At 63.3% G+C, this 15,286-nt stretch carries 13 protein-coding genes and 2 riboswitches; of the genes, 10 read left to right on the plus strand and 3 right to left on the minus strand.

Annotated elements, in window-relative coordinates:
- Positions 1-10 precede the first annotated feature (10 nt).
- From ACRANW_RS05300 to ACRANW_RS05310, 3 genes are read right to left on the minus strand one after another with little or no spacing between them, the layout of a single operon-like run.
- Positions 11-2,203, minus strand: a complete 2,193-nt coding sequence (locus ACRANW_RS05300; protein ID WP_479433491.1) for a xanthine dehydrogenase family protein molybdopterin-binding subunit — start codon at positions 2,201-2,203, stop codon at positions 11-13.
- Entirely contained in the window at positions 2,200-3,180 is a 981-nt protein-coding gene (locus ACRANW_RS05305) for an FAD binding domain-containing protein (RefSeq protein WP_479433492.1), read from the minus strand. The genes ACRANW_RS05300 and ACRANW_RS05305 overlap by 4 nt, the downstream gene beginning before the upstream one ends.
- Complete coding sequence (locus ACRANW_RS05310) at positions 3,177-3,677, minus strand: 2Fe-2S iron-sulfur cluster-binding protein (RefSeq protein WP_479433493.1); 501 nt, start codon at positions 3,675-3,677, stop codon at positions 3,177-3,179. Before ACRANW_RS05310 ends, ACRANW_RS05305 begins: the two co-directional genes overlap by 4 nt.
- 184 nt (positions 3,678-3,861) lie before the next feature.
- On the opposite strand from ACRANW_RS05310, the gene ACRANW_RS05315 reads away from it, so the two are divergent.
- The 10 genes from ACRANW_RS05315 (at position 3,862) to gcvH (ending at position 15,150) form a co-directional block, all read left to right on the plus strand.
- Positions 3,862-4,755: an NAD(P)H-binding protein gene (locus tag ACRANW_RS05315; RefSeq protein ID WP_479433494.1), complete on the plus strand. Its 894-nt coding sequence runs from the start codon at positions 3,862-3,864 to the stop codon at positions 4,753-4,755.
- A 398-nt stretch (positions 4,756-5,153) separates the two neighbouring features.
- Positions 5,154-6,137: an ArsR/SmtB family transcription factor gene (locus ACRANW_RS05320; protein ID WP_479433495.1), complete on the plus strand. Its 984-nt coding sequence runs from the start codon at positions 5,154-5,156 to the stop codon at positions 6,135-6,137.
- Positions 6,137-7,099, plus strand: coding sequence for a methylenetetrahydrofolate reductase [NAD(P)H] (gene metF, locus ACRANW_RS05325; protein ID WP_479433496.1), 963 nt, complete (start codon positions 6,137-6,139; stop codon positions 7,097-7,099). The genes ACRANW_RS05320 and metF overlap by 1 nt, the downstream gene beginning before the upstream one ends.
- Complete coding sequence (locus tag ACRANW_RS05330) at positions 7,096-8,139, plus strand: homocysteine S-methyltransferase family protein (RefSeq protein ID WP_479433497.1); 1,044 nt, start codon at positions 7,096-7,098, stop codon at positions 8,137-8,139. Before metF ends, ACRANW_RS05330 begins: the two co-directional genes overlap by 4 nt.
- Positions 8,136-8,420, plus strand: a complete 285-nt coding sequence (locus ACRANW_RS05335; protein WP_479433498.1) for a hypothetical protein — start codon at positions 8,136-8,138, stop codon at positions 8,418-8,420. Before ACRANW_RS05330 ends, ACRANW_RS05335 begins: the two co-directional genes overlap by 4 nt.
- A 58-nt stretch (positions 8,421-8,478) precedes the next feature.
- Positions 8,479-11,088, plus strand: a complete 2,610-nt coding sequence (metH, locus tag ACRANW_RS05340) for a methionine synthase (protein ID WP_479433499.1) — start codon at positions 8,479-8,481, stop codon at positions 11,086-11,088.
- 11 nt (positions 11,089-11,099) lie between these two features.
- Entirely contained in the window at positions 11,100-12,302 is a 1,203-nt protein-coding gene (locus ACRANW_RS05345; protein WP_479433500.1) for a serine hydrolase domain-containing protein, read from the plus strand.
- A 3-nt stretch (positions 12,303-12,305) separates the two neighbouring features.
- The gene (locus ACRANW_RS05350) at positions 12,306-13,253 is read left to right on the plus strand and encodes a sulfite exporter TauE/SafE family protein (protein WP_479433501.1); all 948 of its coding nucleotides are present in this window, start codon (positions 12,306-12,308) and stop codon (positions 13,251-13,253) included.
- Between the two features lie 80 nt (positions 13,254-13,333).
- A riboswitch (glycine riboswitch) is annotated at positions 13,334-13,430 on the plus strand.
- A riboswitch (glycine riboswitch) is annotated at positions 13,431-13,546 on the plus strand. It abuts the riboswitch before it with no gap.
- 62 nt (positions 13,547-13,608) lie between these two features.
- A complete protein-coding gene (gene gcvT / locus ACRANW_RS05355) occupies positions 13,609-14,778 on the plus strand; it encodes a glycine cleavage system aminomethyltransferase GcvT (protein WP_479433502.1) in 1,170 nt (389 codons plus the stop codon).
- Positions 14,779-14,781: 3 nt separating this feature from the next.
- Positions 14,782-15,150 carry a glycine cleavage system protein GcvH gene (gene gcvH / locus ACRANW_RS05360; RefSeq protein WP_479433503.1) on the plus strand — a complete coding sequence of 123 codons (369 nt, stop codon included), beginning with the start codon at positions 14,782-14,784 and terminating at the stop codon, positions 15,148-15,150.
- The last annotated feature ends 136 nt before the right edge of the window (positions 15,151-15,286 follow it).

Genomic DNA, 15,286 nt, shown 5'->3' on the forward strand with positions numbered 1-15,286 from the left:
CGCCCCGCAATCAGTCTTGCGGCATAGCGGCAATGACTTTGCCGGGCGTCATCGGATAGGCAAACACCCGCGCGCCGCAGGCGTCGTAGATCGCATTGGCTATGGCCGCCGCGCCGCCGCACAGGCCCAGCTCGCCCACACCCTTGGCCTGGATCGGGCTGGCCGAGGCATCGCGCTCTTCGAGCAGCAGAACCTCCAGATCCGGCACGTCGCGGTTCACGGGCACGTGATATTCGGCCAGATCGCAATTGACCAAGTGTCCATCGACAGGGTCAAACATCAGCGCTTCGGTCAACGCGTTGCCGATGCACCAGGTCATCCCGCCAAGGCACTGCGACCGGGCGGTGCGTGCGTTGAGCACGCGCCCGATGCCGAAGGCGCCTGTCATGCGACGCACCCGTGTCTCGCCCGTCCAGTGGTTGACTGCGACCTCGGCGAAAAACGCGCCGTAGCTTGAAATCGCCTTGTCCTCGGTGGAGGCACCGGGTTCATAATGTCCGGTGCTGACCAGCCGCGTGCCCGCCAGAACATCGGACAGTGCCTTTTCGCCGCTGTCCCACCGGATAAAGCCGTTCTTGAAGGTGACCGCGTCGGGCACCATGCCGACCAGTCCTGCCAGCGTTTTGCGCAGGTCTTCGCAAGCGAGGAACACTGCGGAACCGCAGGACGCTGCGCCCCAGCTGCCGCCGGACCCTGAACCGGCTGGAAAATCCGTATCGCCCAGACGCACATCAATATCGCCGGGCATCAGGCCCAGCATCTCACCGGCAACCTGGCCAAGGATCGCATAAGTGCCCGTGCCGATGTCGGTCATGTCGGTTTCCACCACCGCAGTCCCGTCAGGGCGCAGGGTGACGCGGGCCTTGGCCTCCATCGCAGAGTGGACGCGCGCGGCGCTGGCCACGCCAGTGCCGATCCACCATTCGCCTTCGCGGGTGTGGCGCGGGCTGCGCGGGCGCTGCTCCCAACCGAACGCCTTCGCGCCTTCGCGCAAGGCTTCGGCCAGCTTGCGCGAGCTGAACGGCTTGCCATTGGCCGGGTGTTTATCGGGAATGTTGCGCAGGCGCAGTTCGATGGGATCGATCCCCGCCTTTTCCGCCAGCATGTCCATCGCCTGTTCGACCGTCTGCACGCCGACAGCCTCGCCGGGTGCGCGCACCGATCCGGCGGTCATGCGGTGAACGCGCGCGATTTCGAGTTGCAGCAGGCGGTTTTCGCCTGCGTAAAGAAACTGGCTCGATTGGAGCACCGGCTCGGCAAAGCTCTCACCGGGGAGGTTCGACACGCGCGCCTCGTGGCCAAAACCGGTCAGGCGGCCTTCGCTACCCGCAGCGAGACGAACGCGCTGGTGCGTTTCGGAACGGCGCATGATCGTCTGGAACACCTGCTGGCGGCTCATCACCACGCGCACCGGGCGGCCCAGATGCATCGCAGCAAGCGCGGCGGCAACGACCTCCTGGCTCACCCCCAGCTTCGATCCGAATCCGCCACCGACATAGGGCGAAATCAGCCGCACCTGGTCTTCCTTCAGCCCCAGCGCGTCCGCCAGTTCAGCGCGGTTGAACTTGAGCATCTGGAGCGAGGCGTAGACTGTCAGGCTTTCATCGTCCCACTGTGCGATCGCCGCATGTGGCTCCATCGCGGCAGAGGCGTGGCCTTCGGTCGTGAACGTCACATCGACGCTGTGCGCGGCCTCGGCCATCGCGTGCGCCAGATCGCCTGTCCGGGTGGTTTCCTCGACCTCGGTATCCACCGCAGCAGGATCGAGCGGCGCGTCCTCGCTGCGTGTCTCGATCACCAGATGCTTGGCCGCATCGCGGGCCTGTTCAAAGGTCTCGGCAACCACCAACGCGACCGGTTGGCCCCAGTAGCAAACCGTTTGCGCAGGTTGGAACGGCGCTTCGCCCGCAGTGCCTTGCGCAGCGCGCCCGGTCATGCGGCTATCCGAGATCACGGCCACAACGCCGGGAAAAGCGAGCGCGGACGCTTCGTCGATGGACAGCACTTCGCCGCGGACGATCGGCACCGTTACCAGCACGCCTTCAAGGCAGCCCTCAACCTCGTATTCGGCGGCATAGGTGGCGGTGCCGGTGACCTTGAGCAGTCCTTCGGGACGCGGCAGCGGCGCGCCAATCACCCCCTGAACGGTGGTGTCGAGCACATTGCGATTGTCAGGCGCATCCTGTTTCAGATGCGCGGTCATCTGTCCACTCCCGTCGCTTCGCACAGGACTGCGGCAAGCGTTCGGCGGGCGAGCGGGATCTTGAAATCATTCTCGCCATAGCCTTGCGCGTCTTCCAGCAGAAGGTCTGCCGCCTTGTCGAACAGCGATAGCGAAGGTTCGCTTCCGACCAGCAGGTCGGCGATGCGTGGATCATGCCACGGCTTGTGCGCCAGGCTGCCGAAGGCGAGATCGGCGCGGGTGAAGCGATTGTCTTCAAGGGCAATCACCGCAGCAACCGAGCACAGGGCAAAGGCATAGGACGAACGCTCACGCACCTTGCGATAAAGCTGGGTACCACCGACCGGCGCGGGCAGGGTAACTGCCGTGATAATTTCGCCCGGTTCCAGCACGTTGTCGCGCTCCGGCGTTGCATCCGGCAGCAGGTGGAACGCGCGCACCGGTACGCTGCGGCGGGACGTTTCACTCGCGATCTCCACCGTGGCATCAAGCGCGGCCATCGCCACCGCCATATCGCCGGGATAGGTCGCGATGCAGTTTACGCTTGCGCCCAGCACGGCATGGATGTGCGCAACCCCGTCAATCGCGCCGCAGCCTGAGCCCGGCTCGCGCTTGTTGCAGGGTTGGTCGATATTGGTGAAATAATAGCAGCGCGTGCGCTGGCACAGGTTGCCGCCGGTGGTGGCCTTGTTGCGCAGCTGCTGCGTGGCGCCCGCCAGGATTGCGCGCGACAGCACCGGGTAGTGTGCGCGCACGCGCGGATGCACCGCTGTTTCGGTGTTGCTCGCCAGCGCGCCGATCCGCAGTCCTTCGCCATCAGGTTCAATGCCGCCGAGCGAGAGCCGTCCAATATCGACCAGTACTCTGGGAGTCTCCACTTGCAATTTCATCAGATCGACAAGGTTGGTGCCTCCGGCCAGCGCCAATGTGCCGGCCTGCGCGGTAAGCTGCGCTGCGTGGGCGAGCCGCTCGGCCCGCTGATAATCGAACGGCCTCATACGGGTTCTCCGGCGACGTCGCGGATCGCCGCAACAATGTTGGCATAGGCGCCGCAGCGGCACAGATTGCCGCTCATCCGCTCGCGAATTTCTTCGTCTGTCAGCTGCGGCGCGGCTTCAAGATCGGCGGTGGCATCGCTGGGCCAGCCCACCGCCAGTTCCTGCAACATCGCGGTCGCCGAACAGACCTGGCCGGGCGTGCAATAGCCGCACTGGAAGCCGTCATGCATCACAAATGCCTTCTGCATTGCGCCGGGTGCCGCCAGCGTGCCGAGGCCTTCGATGGTGGTCACTTCGTCGCCGTCGTTCGTCACGGCCAGCGACAGGCAGGAATTGATCCTGATCCCGTTGACCAGCACGGTGCACGCGCCGCATTGCCCGTGATCGCAGCCCTTTTTGGTGCCGGGCAGGCCTGCGTCCCGGCGGATGAAGTCCAGCAGGCTTGTGCGGGGATCTGCGGGCAGCGGGTAATCGTGTCCATTGATCGAAATGGTCATGGAGCCCCCTATAGGTCTGGCGAAGCGCTTCGGTTGCAAAAAAGACTACGCATCCGTCCGCTTCGCGCATTAACCTCTATCATCTTTTGGGGCGGCCCGTGTGAGCCTGCGGTCCAGGAGCCCCCCGGCGCAATTGGGCGGTGAACACTATTGCATCCAGCCAGCTCGCGCTAAGGGGATAGGCATGACGCACCTTGTTGCCACCACATCGCGCCGTGTTGCGCTTGCCGGAGCGAGCGGGACGATCGGGCAGGCGGTGCAACGCGAGCTTGAAGCGCAAGGACACGTCGTCACGGTGCTAAGCCGCCCCGCTTTGGTGGATCGCGAAACGCTCGCAGCGGCCTTGACTGAGGCGCAGGTCGTGATCTCCTGCATTGCCTCACGCTCGGGCTCGCCTCGGGATGCGCAAGCTGTTGATTACGAGATAAATATTGCCCTGCTTGAGGCCGCGAAAGCCGCGGGTGCAACGCAGTTTATCCTGCTGTCAGCGATCTGCGTGCAAAAGCCGCTGCTGGCGTTTCAGCACGCGAAGCTTGCGTTTGAGGCGGCGCTTGCGGCGAGCGGGATCGGTTTCACGATCATCCGGCCCACGGCTTTTTTCAAGTCGCTTTCGGGGCAGGTGAAGCGGGTGAAGGCGGGCAAGCCCTTCCTGATCTTTGGTGATGGTCGGCTGACGCGCTGCAAGCCGATCAGCGATCGCGATCTGGCGCGGTTTATCGTTTCGGCCATTGATAATGTTGATATGTCAGGAAAAATCCTGCCCATCGGCGGTCCCGGCCCGGCGATTTCCTTGCGCGAGCAGGGCGAATTGCTGTTCGAAATCTCAGGCAAACCCGCCCGGTTCAAGGCGATCTCGCCCAGGCTTTTCGTCGGTGCCGGACGGGCGCTGAGCCTGGGCGCGCCGTTTTCCGATTGGTTTGCCGAGAAGGCCGAATATGCCCGCATCGCGCATTATTATGCCACGGAATCGATGCTGGTGCGCGATCCGGTGAACGGCCGTTATTCCGCCGATCTCACCCCGGAATTCGGGCAGGACACGCTGGAAGATCACTACCGGACGCTTCTGGAAGACGGCTAGGGTGGGTCTAACGGGGGTCTAACAGGGGCCTAGCCGGGGTCTAGCCGGGGTCTAGCCGGGGTCTAACGGGGGGCTAGACGAGGCTAGCGCGGGTCTAGGTGCTACCGGCGCGCAAGCACACGGCTGCATCTTTCTTTGCCTGCATGCCGAACACTCCAAGTATGGCATTCGCGAATGGGCAAAGCGTTGATCGATCGGCGGCGTTGCTAGCACCGACGCTGCCGCGTAGGAAAATGTCGGGGCTATCGCCGGGCATCCTCCATGCTGCTGGGCCTTGGCGTGTTGCACCATGGATAGGGCAAGGGCTGGCCAACAGAGCGGTTGCGCAAATTTCGCAAGGGTGTTTCCTCGGCGGACGATTTACAGATATAAAAATATCTTTATATGATGGTCTCGCAATGGTGATCGAGGACATCTTCAAGGCGCTGGGCGATCCCACCCGGCTGCGCATCGCCCGCCTTTTGGGCGCGATGGAGCTGGCCGTGGGTGAATTGGCGCAGGTGCTGGGGCAAAGCCAGCCGCGTGTGTCGCGTCACGTTGGCATTCTGTGCGATGCGGGCCTGGCCGAACGCCGCCGTGAAGGCAGCTGGGTGTTCCTGCGCCAAAGCGAATCGAGCGCGCCTCTGATCGAGGCGGTGCAGCGCCTGCTCGCGCTCGCCGAGATCGACGAGCCTGCCTTTGCCGCGCTGTGCGATGCCGACCGGCGCAAACTTGCCGCGATCCGTGACGCCCGCGAGGCGGCGGCCGAAACCTATTTTGCCCGCCATGCCGGAGACTGGGACGAATTGCGCGCACTCCATAGCGCTGACGCCGATGTCGAACGCCGCCTGTCCGAAGCCCTGGCCGACGCGCCGTTGGGCGCCATGCTCGATATCGGGACCGGCACGGGCCGCATGGCGGAATTGTTTGCGGACCGGGCCGAACGCGTCGTCGCGCTCGACAAGAACCTCGAAATGCTGCGCGTGGCTCGCGCCAAGCTGCAACATCTGCCCACCGCACAGATCGAACTGGTGCAGGGCGATTTTGCCGACTTGCCGTTTGCCGATGCCAGCTTCGATACGGTGGTGCTGCATCAGGTGCTGCACTTCGCCCCCGATCCTGCCCCGGTCCTGGCCGAAGCGGCGCGGGTGCTGCGCGGGGGCGGGCGGATCGCGATTGTCGATTTTGCCAGCCACGATCACGAAGATCTGCGCACCCGGCACCAGCACGTGCGGCTGGGCTTTTCCGATCGCCAGATGGCCGAATTGCTTCGCGCCGCCGGGTTCATTTCCAGCCCGCCGCTCGCGCTTGATGGCGGCCCGCTTGTCGTCAAGATCTGGACGGCCAAACGCCGCGCCGCGCCCGCTTTGAAAACCCCTGCAAGCCTTACGGAAACCGTCTGATGACCCCGACCCAATCTTCGCCTAGCCTTCACCAGCTTCACGAATACCGCACCGCCACGGACACCCCGCTGTTTTCCGGCCTGCCGGGCGATGTTGCGGTGAGTTTTGAATTCTTTCCGCCCAAATCGGAAAAGATGGAAGAACAGCTGTGGGACGCGGTGACGCAGTTGAAGCCGCTGGAGCCAAGCTTCGTTTCCGTCACCTATGGTGCGGGCGGCTCCACGCGGGAACGCACTCATGCCACGGTCGCGCGGATTATCGGCGAAGCAGGTCTGCCCGCCGCGGCGCACCTGACCTGCGTAGCCGCCTCCAAGGCGGAAATCCGCGACGTGGCTGAACAATATTGGGAAGCAGGCGTGCGCCACATCGTTGCGCTGCGCGGCGATGCGGGTGAGCCGGGCGCACCCTTCACCCCGCATCCTGAAGGCTATGCCAGTGCGGCGGAACTGGTGACGGGTCTGAAAGAAATCGCCGACTTCGAAATCTCGGTGTCGGCCTACCCCGAAACGCACCCCGATGCACAGAGCCCGCAGGCCGACATCGACAATCTGAAACGCAAACTGGATGCCGGCGCGACCCGTGCGATCAGCCAGTTCTTTTTCTCGCCCGAAGCGTTCTTCCGGTTCCGCGATGCCTGCGCCGCAACGGGCATTGATGCCCCGATCCTGCCCGGCATCCTGCCGGTCACCAATGTGGCGCAGGCGCGCAAGTTTTCGCAAGCTTGCGGCACGGAATTTCCGGCGTGGATGGACGGATTGTTCAACGGGCTGGATGAAAAGCCCGCAGCGCGCCAGCTGGTCGCCGCCACCGTGGCTGCCGAATTGTGTCGCCGCCTGTATGCGGGCGGTGTGCGCGATTTCCACTTCTACACCCTGAACCGCCCCGAGCTGGCCTATGCAATCTGCCATATGCTCGGCAAACGCCCTCACACCGCCGATCGTGGCACGGAGCAAGCCGCATGAGCGCTCGCCAGCAACTTCTCGAAGCCGCCAAGGCACGCGTCCTGATTTCCGACGGCGCGTTCGGCACGCAGATCCAGAACCGCAAGTTGACCGAAGCCGATTACGCGGGCGATCTGGGCCTTCCGGCGGATCAAAAGGGCAATAACGACATTCTGGCGCTAACCCGCCCGGACGTAATCGGGGACATCACCCGCGCCTATCTGGATGCAGGGTCGGATATTGTTTCGACCAACACCTTCTCGGCCAACCGCATCAGTCAGGCAGATTACGCCGCCGAGGGCCTGGTCGCGGACATCAACATCGCGAGCGGCAAGATCGCCCGCGCGCTGGCGGATGAATATTCGCACCGGGATGGCCGCCCGCGCTTTGTCGCTGGCGCGATCGGGCCGACCAACAAGACGCTGTCGCTCAGCCCCGATGTCGAAGACCCCGGCTACCGCGAGATCACCTTCGATGAACTCGTCGCGGTCTACAAGGAACAGGCCGCCGCGCTGGTTGAGGGCGGGGTGGATTTCATCCTGATCGAGACGGTGTTCGACACGCTCAACGCCAAGGCCGGGATCATGGCGGTCAAGCAGCTGGAGGATGATCTGGCGCGGGACATTCCGCTGATGATCTCGATGACGCTGACCGATCTTTCGGGCCGCAACCTTTCGGGCCATACGGTGGAAGCGTTTTGGTATGCCGTGCGCCACGCCAAGCCGCTGACGATCGGCCTCAATTGCAGCTTTGGCGCAGAACAGCTGCGCCCGCACGTCAAGGTGCTGTCGCAGATCGCCGATACGCTGCTGATGATTTATCCCAATGCCGGACTGCCTAATGAGCTGGGCGAATATGACGAACAGCCCGAAACCACCGCGGCGCTAGTGGCGGATTGGGCGGACCACGGGCAGGTCAATATTCTGGGCGGCTGCTGCGGATCGAGTCCGGCGCATATTGGTGCAATTGCCAAGGCGGTGGCCCAATCGACCCCGCGCGTGGTGCCATCGCCCAAACCGCAAATGCGGCTCGCCGGGCTTGAGGCATTTATTGCGGCATGAGCCTGCTGCGGCCGCAAACGAGGGCGGGCCGCGTCTGTAAGGTTACGGTTCTGATCAGCTTGGTGATCGCTGGTATGGCGTTATTATTCACGGGAATGAACAATGTGCTGGAATGCGGTGTCGGCTTTGGCGGGGCGCATTGTTATTACACCAGCCCCGAGGTGGCCGAATTGCTGTTTGGGGCTTGGCTTGCGGCCATGTTCGCATCCTTCGCGATCATCCCGCTGATGGTGGTCGCTGTTGTGGCAGGCGGCCTTTGCCTTGTCCGCAAGCAGTGGTGATGGCGCGCAAACGCATGGTTTTAATTAGTTGGCAGTTTTCAAGAAAGCAGTGACGAACGTGACAACATCGGCTTCAAACTTCATCAATATCGGTGAGCGCACCAACGTCACCGGCTCGGCCGCGTTCAAGAAGCTGATCATGGCGGGCGATTATCCGGCGGCGGTCGAAGTGGCGCGCCAGCAGGTCGAAAACGGCGCGCAGGTGATCGATGTTAACATGGACGAAGGGCTGCTTGATGCAGTTCACGCCATGACGACCTTCCTGAAACTGATCGCCGCCGAACCCGACATCGCCCGCGTGCCAGTGATGGTCGACAGTTCCAAGTTTCACGTGATTGAGGCCGGGTTGAAGTGCGTCAGCGGCAAGCCGATCGTGAACTCGATTTCGATGAAGGAAGGTGAGGAGCAATTCCTCCAGCACGCGCGCGTCTGCATGAATTATGGCGCGGCCGCGGTTGTCATGGCCTTTGACGAGACAGGCCAGGCCGACACCAAGGCGCGCAAGATCGAGATCTGCAAGCGCGCCTATGATCTGCTGATGGCCGAGGGCTTCCCGCCTGAAGACATCATCTTCGATCCCAACATCTTCGCGGTGGCGACCGGAATTGAAGAACACAACAACTACGGCGTCGACTTCATCGAAGCGGTGCAGGAACTGCGCGTACTGTGCCCGCACGCACACTATTCTGGCGGCTTGTCGAACCTCAGCTTCAGCTTCCGCGGCAATGAGACCGTGCGCCGCGCGATGCATTCGGTGTTTCTCTACCACGCGATACCGGCAGGCCTCGACATGGCGATCGTCAATGCCGGGCAACTGGACGTTTACGACCAGATCGACCCGGCGCTGCGTGACGCGTGCGAAGATGTGATCCTCAACCGCGATCCCGATGCGACCGAACGCCTCATCGCGCTGGCTGAAAGCTTCAAGGGCAAGTCGGTTGCGGATGAAAAAGCCGCCGAGGAATGGCGCGGCTGGGCGGTGGAAAAGCGGCTTGAGCACGCGCTGGTCAAGGGGATCGACGCGCATATCGTGGACGACACCGAAATCATGCGCGCCGCGATTGCCAAGGCCGGTGGTCGACCGATCGAAGTGATCGAAGGCCCGTTGATGGACGGCATGAACGTGGTCGGTGACCTGTTCGGCAGCGGCAAGATGTTCCTGCCGCAGGTGGTGAAATCCGCCCGCGTGATGAAAAAGGCGGTCGCGCACCTCATCCCCTATATCGAGGCGGAGAAGGACCTGCTCCCTGAAGCCGAGCGGAAGGCCAAGGGCAAGATCATCATGGCGACGGTGAAGGGCGATGTACACGACATCGGCAAAAACATCGTCGGCGTGGTGTTGCAGTGCAACGGCTATGACGTGATCGACTTGGGCGTAATGGTGCCGTGGCCGACGATCCTTGCTTTGGCCAACGACAACAAGGTCGATATGATCGGGCTGTCAGGCCTCATCACCCCCTCGCTCGACGAAATGGTCACGGTCGCTGAGGAAATGCAGCGCGCCGGCATGACCATGCCGCTGCTGATCGGCGGGGCGACCACGTCCAAGGTGCACACCGCGCTCAAGATCGACACCGCCTATGAAGGCCCGGTGATCCACGTGCTTGATGCCAGCCGCGCCGTGGGCGTCGCGTCCAAACTGCTGTCCGACACGCAGCGCGATGGCTACGTCGCGGAAGTTGAAGACGAATATATCGCCGTGCGCGATGCGCGTGCGGGCAAGACCGTCAGCGCGCTGCTGAGCCTCGCCGATGCCCGCGCCAATGCCTTCCCCTGCGATATCGCGCAAAAGCCGCCCGCGCCCGCGCAGCCCGGCCTGCACGTGTTCGACGACTGGAGCATGGCGCACCTGCGGGACTTCATCGACTGGACGCCGTTTTTCCGCGCTTGGGAATTGCATGGCAATTACCCCGCGATCCTGACCGACGAGGTGGTGGGCGAAACCGCAACGCAATTGTTTGCCGACGCCAACGCAATGCTCGACCAGATTATCGCCGAAAAGTGGCTGACCGCGCGCGGCGTGGCCGGATTGTGGCCATGCGGGCGCGACGGCGATGACATTGTGCTCGACAACGGCGTGCGCCTGCCGATGCTGCGCCAGCAGGTGAAAAAGTCGCGTGACCGGGCCAATATGTGCCTTGCCGATTTCATCGACCCATCTGGCGATTGGATCGGCGGCTTTGCGGTCGGCATTCACGGGATCGACTCGCACTCCGAACGCTTCCAGGCAGACAAGGACGATTATTCGGACATCCTGCTGAAGGCGCTGGCGGATCGCTTTGCCGAAGCCTTTGCCGAAGCGCTGCACCAGCACGTGCGCACCACGCTGTGGGCCTATGCGCCGGACGAACAGTTCACCGGCGAGGCGCTGATCAAGGAGCAGTATCGCGGCATTCGGCCAGCGCCGGGTTACCCTGCATGCCCCGACCACTCGATCAAGCCGATCCTGTTCGATCTGCTCGATGCGCCCAAGAACACCGGCCTGACCCTGACCGAAAGCTTTGCGATGTGGCCGACGGCGGCGGTATCGGGCTTCTATTTCGGGCATCCGCAGGCCGAATATTTTGGGGTTGCCCGTGTCGGCCCCGATCAGGTTGAGGACTATGCGCGCCGCCGCGAGGTCGACATGGCGACCGCCGAGCGCTGGCTACGGCCGAATTTGGATTGATTGCAGACGGGATGGCGGCGATGTTGCACGGCATGGTCCGCTGCATCATCGCCCTTCTTGCGTTGTTCGCCCCTGTCGCAACCCATGCTGCCCCGCCGCCCGCGACGGTTGTGGTCGCTTTCGATCGCGACACCATTCGCCCGTTGATCGTCGAAGGGTTGGCGAACAAGGACAGCGGGCGCGCGGTGGAGGCGAATGATCCGGTGCGGATCGCCTCGATCTCGAAGCTCATCATGGCGCTCGCCGCGCTTAGGCTAGCGGACGAAGGCAAGGTTGATCTGGAGCGCGATGTTTCGGACTATCTCGGGTGGAAATTGCGCGCGCCTTCCAACCCGGATGATCCGATCACGCTTCTGCATCTGTTGATGCACCGCGCCGGGTTGAGCGACCGGGCGGGCTATATCATTTCGCTTGGAGACAGTCTGGAGGCCAAGCTGTCGGACCCGGCGGCATGGCGCGAAACAGGCTCGCCGAACTGGGACTCGTTTGAATATGCCAATCTGGGCGCGCCGTTGGTCGCCACTGCGCTCGAAGCGGCGTCGGGCGAGCGGTATGACCGCTTGGTGGAGCGGCTGGTGTTCGCGCCGCTGGGAGTGAAGGCCTGCCTCAACTGGATCGGTTGCGACGCCGAAATGCAAGCGCGCGCGGTGACGCTTTATCGTGACACCGGCGAAGTGGCGCGTGACGATCCGGCGGATATGCCCCCGAACTGCGCGATCCCGCTTGCTGAAGGGCAGGCGTGTGACATTGAAGCCTATAAGCCCGGTACCAATGCTTCGATTTTCTCACCGCAGGGCGGGGTGCGGATCGGGATGATGGATCTGGCAAAGATCGGGCAGGCACTGATGGCAGGGCCGCGTGGCGGCTTTTTGTCCGATGTTCCTTTCGGTGAATGGCTGTTTTCAATGGCGCGCGAAAATGAGGGGGAGGAATTCTTCTGCTCCTACGGTCTTGGCGTCCACATGATCGAGGCTGTGCCTGACGGTTGTCTCGATAAGCTGTTCAGCGATGGCCGCGCGCGGATGGGCCATTCGGGTGAAGCTTACGGGTTGCAATCGGGTTTATGGATTGATTTCGAGCGAGGAGAGGGCTTTGCCTATTTCACGACCGAAGTCCCGCCCCCGGCAGGCGGTGAGGACACCGGCGGGTTCACGGAGCGCGAAAAGGCGTTGATGGCGCGGGCGCAAGCCCTGTTGGCGAAAAGCGACGACTAGGCCGTGACCGCAATCGCTGAAACCCGGCCTGGCCTCGTGTTGCCGCCCGGGCGCATCGTCTGGGTGGGCAGCGCGGTGCTGCTGGCCGCCTATATCGCGCTTGCGGTGCTCGTCCCTGCCGATCCGGCGTTGCTCGCCAAGCTGTGGTTCCTCCCCGGTGTCGGCGTAATCGGCGCTATCATTGCCAACACGTCGGGTACAGGCGGTGGGGTGGTGTTCGTGCCGGTGTTCAACGCTTTGCGCGAATTGGGCGTGATGACACTTACCCCGCTCAGCGTAGTAGGCGTGTCGATGGCGATTCAGAGCTTCGGTATGACCATGGGCAGCTTGCGCTGGACTGACCGACTGTTGCACCAGCCCGCGCCCGGTCCACTGGAGGCGCAGGTGCGGCTGAAAGACTTTGCCACAGTGGTGCTGGGCGTGCTGGCGTTGTCGCTCCCGGCCATGCTGGCGACCCAGCGGCTCAGCAGCTTCGATCAGCAGACCGTGCTCTATGGCTACAAGGCATTTTCAATTGCCCTAGGGCTGGCGCTGATTGCCGCGACCTGGACCATCAACGCCGCCCGGCCTGAACGAAACGGATTGGCGCGCGGCGATCTGATCGTGCTGCTTGTTTTGGCCATTCCCGGCGGCGTGCTGACTGCGCTGTTCTCGGTCGGGATGGGCGAACTGGTCGCGCTGTACCTGTTCATCCGCCACTATCCGGTGCTGCTGTGCACCGGCGCAGCCTGCGTGATTTCAGCGGTGAGCTGTATTGCCGGGGTGGTGTGGCATATCGACGCAGGAACGATCGCGTGGGAGGTGCTGTTGCTCGCTGCGCCTACGGCGGTGTTGGGCGGCTTTCTGGCACGGCCGATTGCGCTGTGGCTGGGGGCAAAACGGCTGAAAACCATGGATGGCAGCTGGATTGTGCTCTCGGCGCTCTATTTGCTGTGGCTGAACGCGCAATAACCGCCATTCGCCCGATTGACGCGGTGCAGCAAATCGCGCATCGCGCAGGGGTCTTCCGCGGCAGAAGCGATTCTGTTTCGGGCAGGCGAGCGGGAGAGCTCGTTGCTTTTCTAAAGTAGCGGCGCCGAAGGAGCAACCGCCCCGGAAACTCTCAGGCCACCGGACCGCTCGGCTGCGTGACACTCTGGAAAGCGTCTCGGGCCATCGCCCGCGGCCACCGAAGGGGTAAGGCCCACGCGCAGGATTTGCGTCGCGGGTTCAGTCTCTCAGGTTCACCCGACAGAGGGGGCAGGTTCATAGCGGCGCCGTTCGGCTCCGCTGGCCTTGCCGTTTCTGCTTGCCGGGGTGATTTTCTGTGACTGACCACGATACCCAAGCCCATAGTGACGAGCAGCTGGAAGACCTGCCGCTGGACGCGCTGCCGCTGGATGCCTGGCACCGGGCGCGCGGCGCGCGGATGGTGCCGTTTGCAGGTTACGACATGCCGATCCAGTATGCTGGGCCCCACGGCGGCATCGTGGCTGAACACAATTGGACGCGGGAAAACGCAGGCCTGTTCGATGTGTCGCACATGGGGCAATTGCTCATCAGCGGCGAAGGGGTGGAAGCCGCGCTGGAAGCGGTGCTCCCCATCGATCTTTCGACACTCAAGCATGGCAATCCACGCTATTCGTTGTTGCTGGACGAACACGGCGGTGTGCTTGACGATCTGATGGTCACGCGCTGGGAAGACGGGTTCTACCTCGTCGTTAACGGTGCGACCAAGTGGGACGATATCGCTCATCTGCGCGAACACCTGCCCGATGAAGTGACGATCAGCCACATGGACGATTCCGCGCTGCTGGCGTTGCAGGGGCCAAAGGCCTTTGCGGCGCTTGACCGGCTGGTGGCCGGTAACACACCACTGGGCGCGTTGACCTTCATGAAGGGCGCGACCTTTGCCTTTACGGGCGCCGGCGTCGATGTGTGGATCAGCCGCTCGGGCTACACCGGCGAGGACGGGTTTGAGATTTCGCTCCCCGCCGAAGCTGCCGCCGAGATTGCGGACCTGCTGTGCGCCGAGCCGGAAGTGCAGCCCATCGGCCTTGGCGCGCGGGACTCGTTGCGGCTGGAGGCGGGCTTGCCGCTTTACGGCCATGACATGACGCCCGAAACCTCGCCCATTGAAGCGGGCCTGATCTTCGGCATCAACAAGCGTCGCAGAACGGAAGGCGGCTTCCCCGGCGCAGACCGCATCATCCGCGAGATCACGGACGGCACACCGCGCCGGTGGGTCGGCCTCAAGCTCGAAGGCCGCCTGCCTGCCCGTGAAGGCGCCGAGGTGTTCAGCGGCGCCGACCATGTCGGCACTGTCACCAGCGGCGGCTTTTCCCCCACCTTGGGCGCGCCGATCGCCATGGCCTATGTCGCCAGTGGCCATGCCGCGCCCGGCACCGCACTTGACGTCGAAGTCCGGGGCAAGCGTCTTGCCGCCGCCGTTTCGCCCACACCTTTTGTACCCCACCGCTATCACCGAGGGACCTGACCGATGCGCTATTTCACGGAAGAACACGAATGGATCGACGTTGACGGTGACGTCGCAACAGTCGGCATCACCAATTATGCGCAAGGCCAGCTGGGGGATATCGTCTTCGTCGAACTGCCCGTGGTGGGCACCGGCGTCGAAAAGGGCAAGGACGCCGCCGTGGTCGAAAGCGTCAAGGCGGCATCGGACGTCTATGCGCCGATCACCGGCGAAGTGACCGAAACCAACCCCGCGCTCGAAGAAGACCCTGCGCTGGTCAACTCCGCGCCTGAGGCCGAAGGCTGGTTCTTCAAGATGACCATCGCCGATGCAGGCCAGCTTGACGGGCTGATGGACGACGCCGCGTACAAGGCGTTCGTCGAAAGCCTGTGAGGAACCTTGCGGCCTTGACGACCCGCGTGACCGCCGCCGCCTCGCAGGAGGGTTGGCGGGGTGGTGGCCACTCAATGGACCGTCCGGGGCAGTCTGATAGGGGCGCAAGAGCGGTTCATCGCATCTGGCTCGCCCC

The organism is Erythrobacter sp. 'gip.4 top 5', assembly GCF_056495765.1.

Excerpts from the sequence above, each read along its gene's own strand:
- ACRANW_RS05300 (WP_479433491.1), bottom strand. The coding sequence starts at position 2,203 with ATGACCGCGCATCTGAAACAGGATGCGCCTGACAATCGCAATGTGCTC.
- ACRANW_RS05305 (WP_479433492.1), bottom strand. The coding sequence starts at position 3,180 with ATGAGGCCGTTCGATTATCAGCGGGCCGAGCGGCTCGCCCACGCAGCG.
- ACRANW_RS05310 (WP_479433493.1), bottom strand. The coding sequence starts at position 3,677 with ATGACCATTTCGATCAATGGACACGATTACCCGCTGCCCGCAGATCCC.
- ACRANW_RS05315 (WP_479433494.1), top strand. The coding sequence starts at position 3,862 with ATGACGCACCTTGTTGCCACCACATCGCGCCGTGTTGCGCTTGCCGGA.
- ACRANW_RS05320 (WP_479433495.1), top strand. The coding sequence starts at position 5,154 with ATGGTGATCGAGGACATCTTCAAGGCGCTGGGCGATCCCACCCGGCTG.
- metF (WP_479433496.1), top strand. The coding sequence starts at position 6,137 with ATGACCCCGACCCAATCTTCGCCTAGCCTTCACCAGCTTCACGAATAC.
- ACRANW_RS05330 (WP_479433497.1), top strand. The coding sequence starts at position 7,096 with ATGAGCGCTCGCCAGCAACTTCTCGAAGCCGCCAAGGCACGCGTCCTG.
- ACRANW_RS05335 (WP_479433498.1), top strand. The coding sequence starts at position 8,136 with ATGAGCCTGCTGCGGCCGCAAACGAGGGCGGGCCGCGTCTGTAAGGTT.
- ACRANW_RS05345 (WP_479433500.1), top strand. The coding sequence starts at position 11,100 with ATGGCGGCGATGTTGCACGGCATGGTCCGCTGCATCATCGCCCTTCTT.
- gcvH (WP_479433503.1), top strand. The coding sequence starts at position 14,782 with ATGCGCTATTTCACGGAAGAACACGAATGGATCGACGTTGACGGTGAC.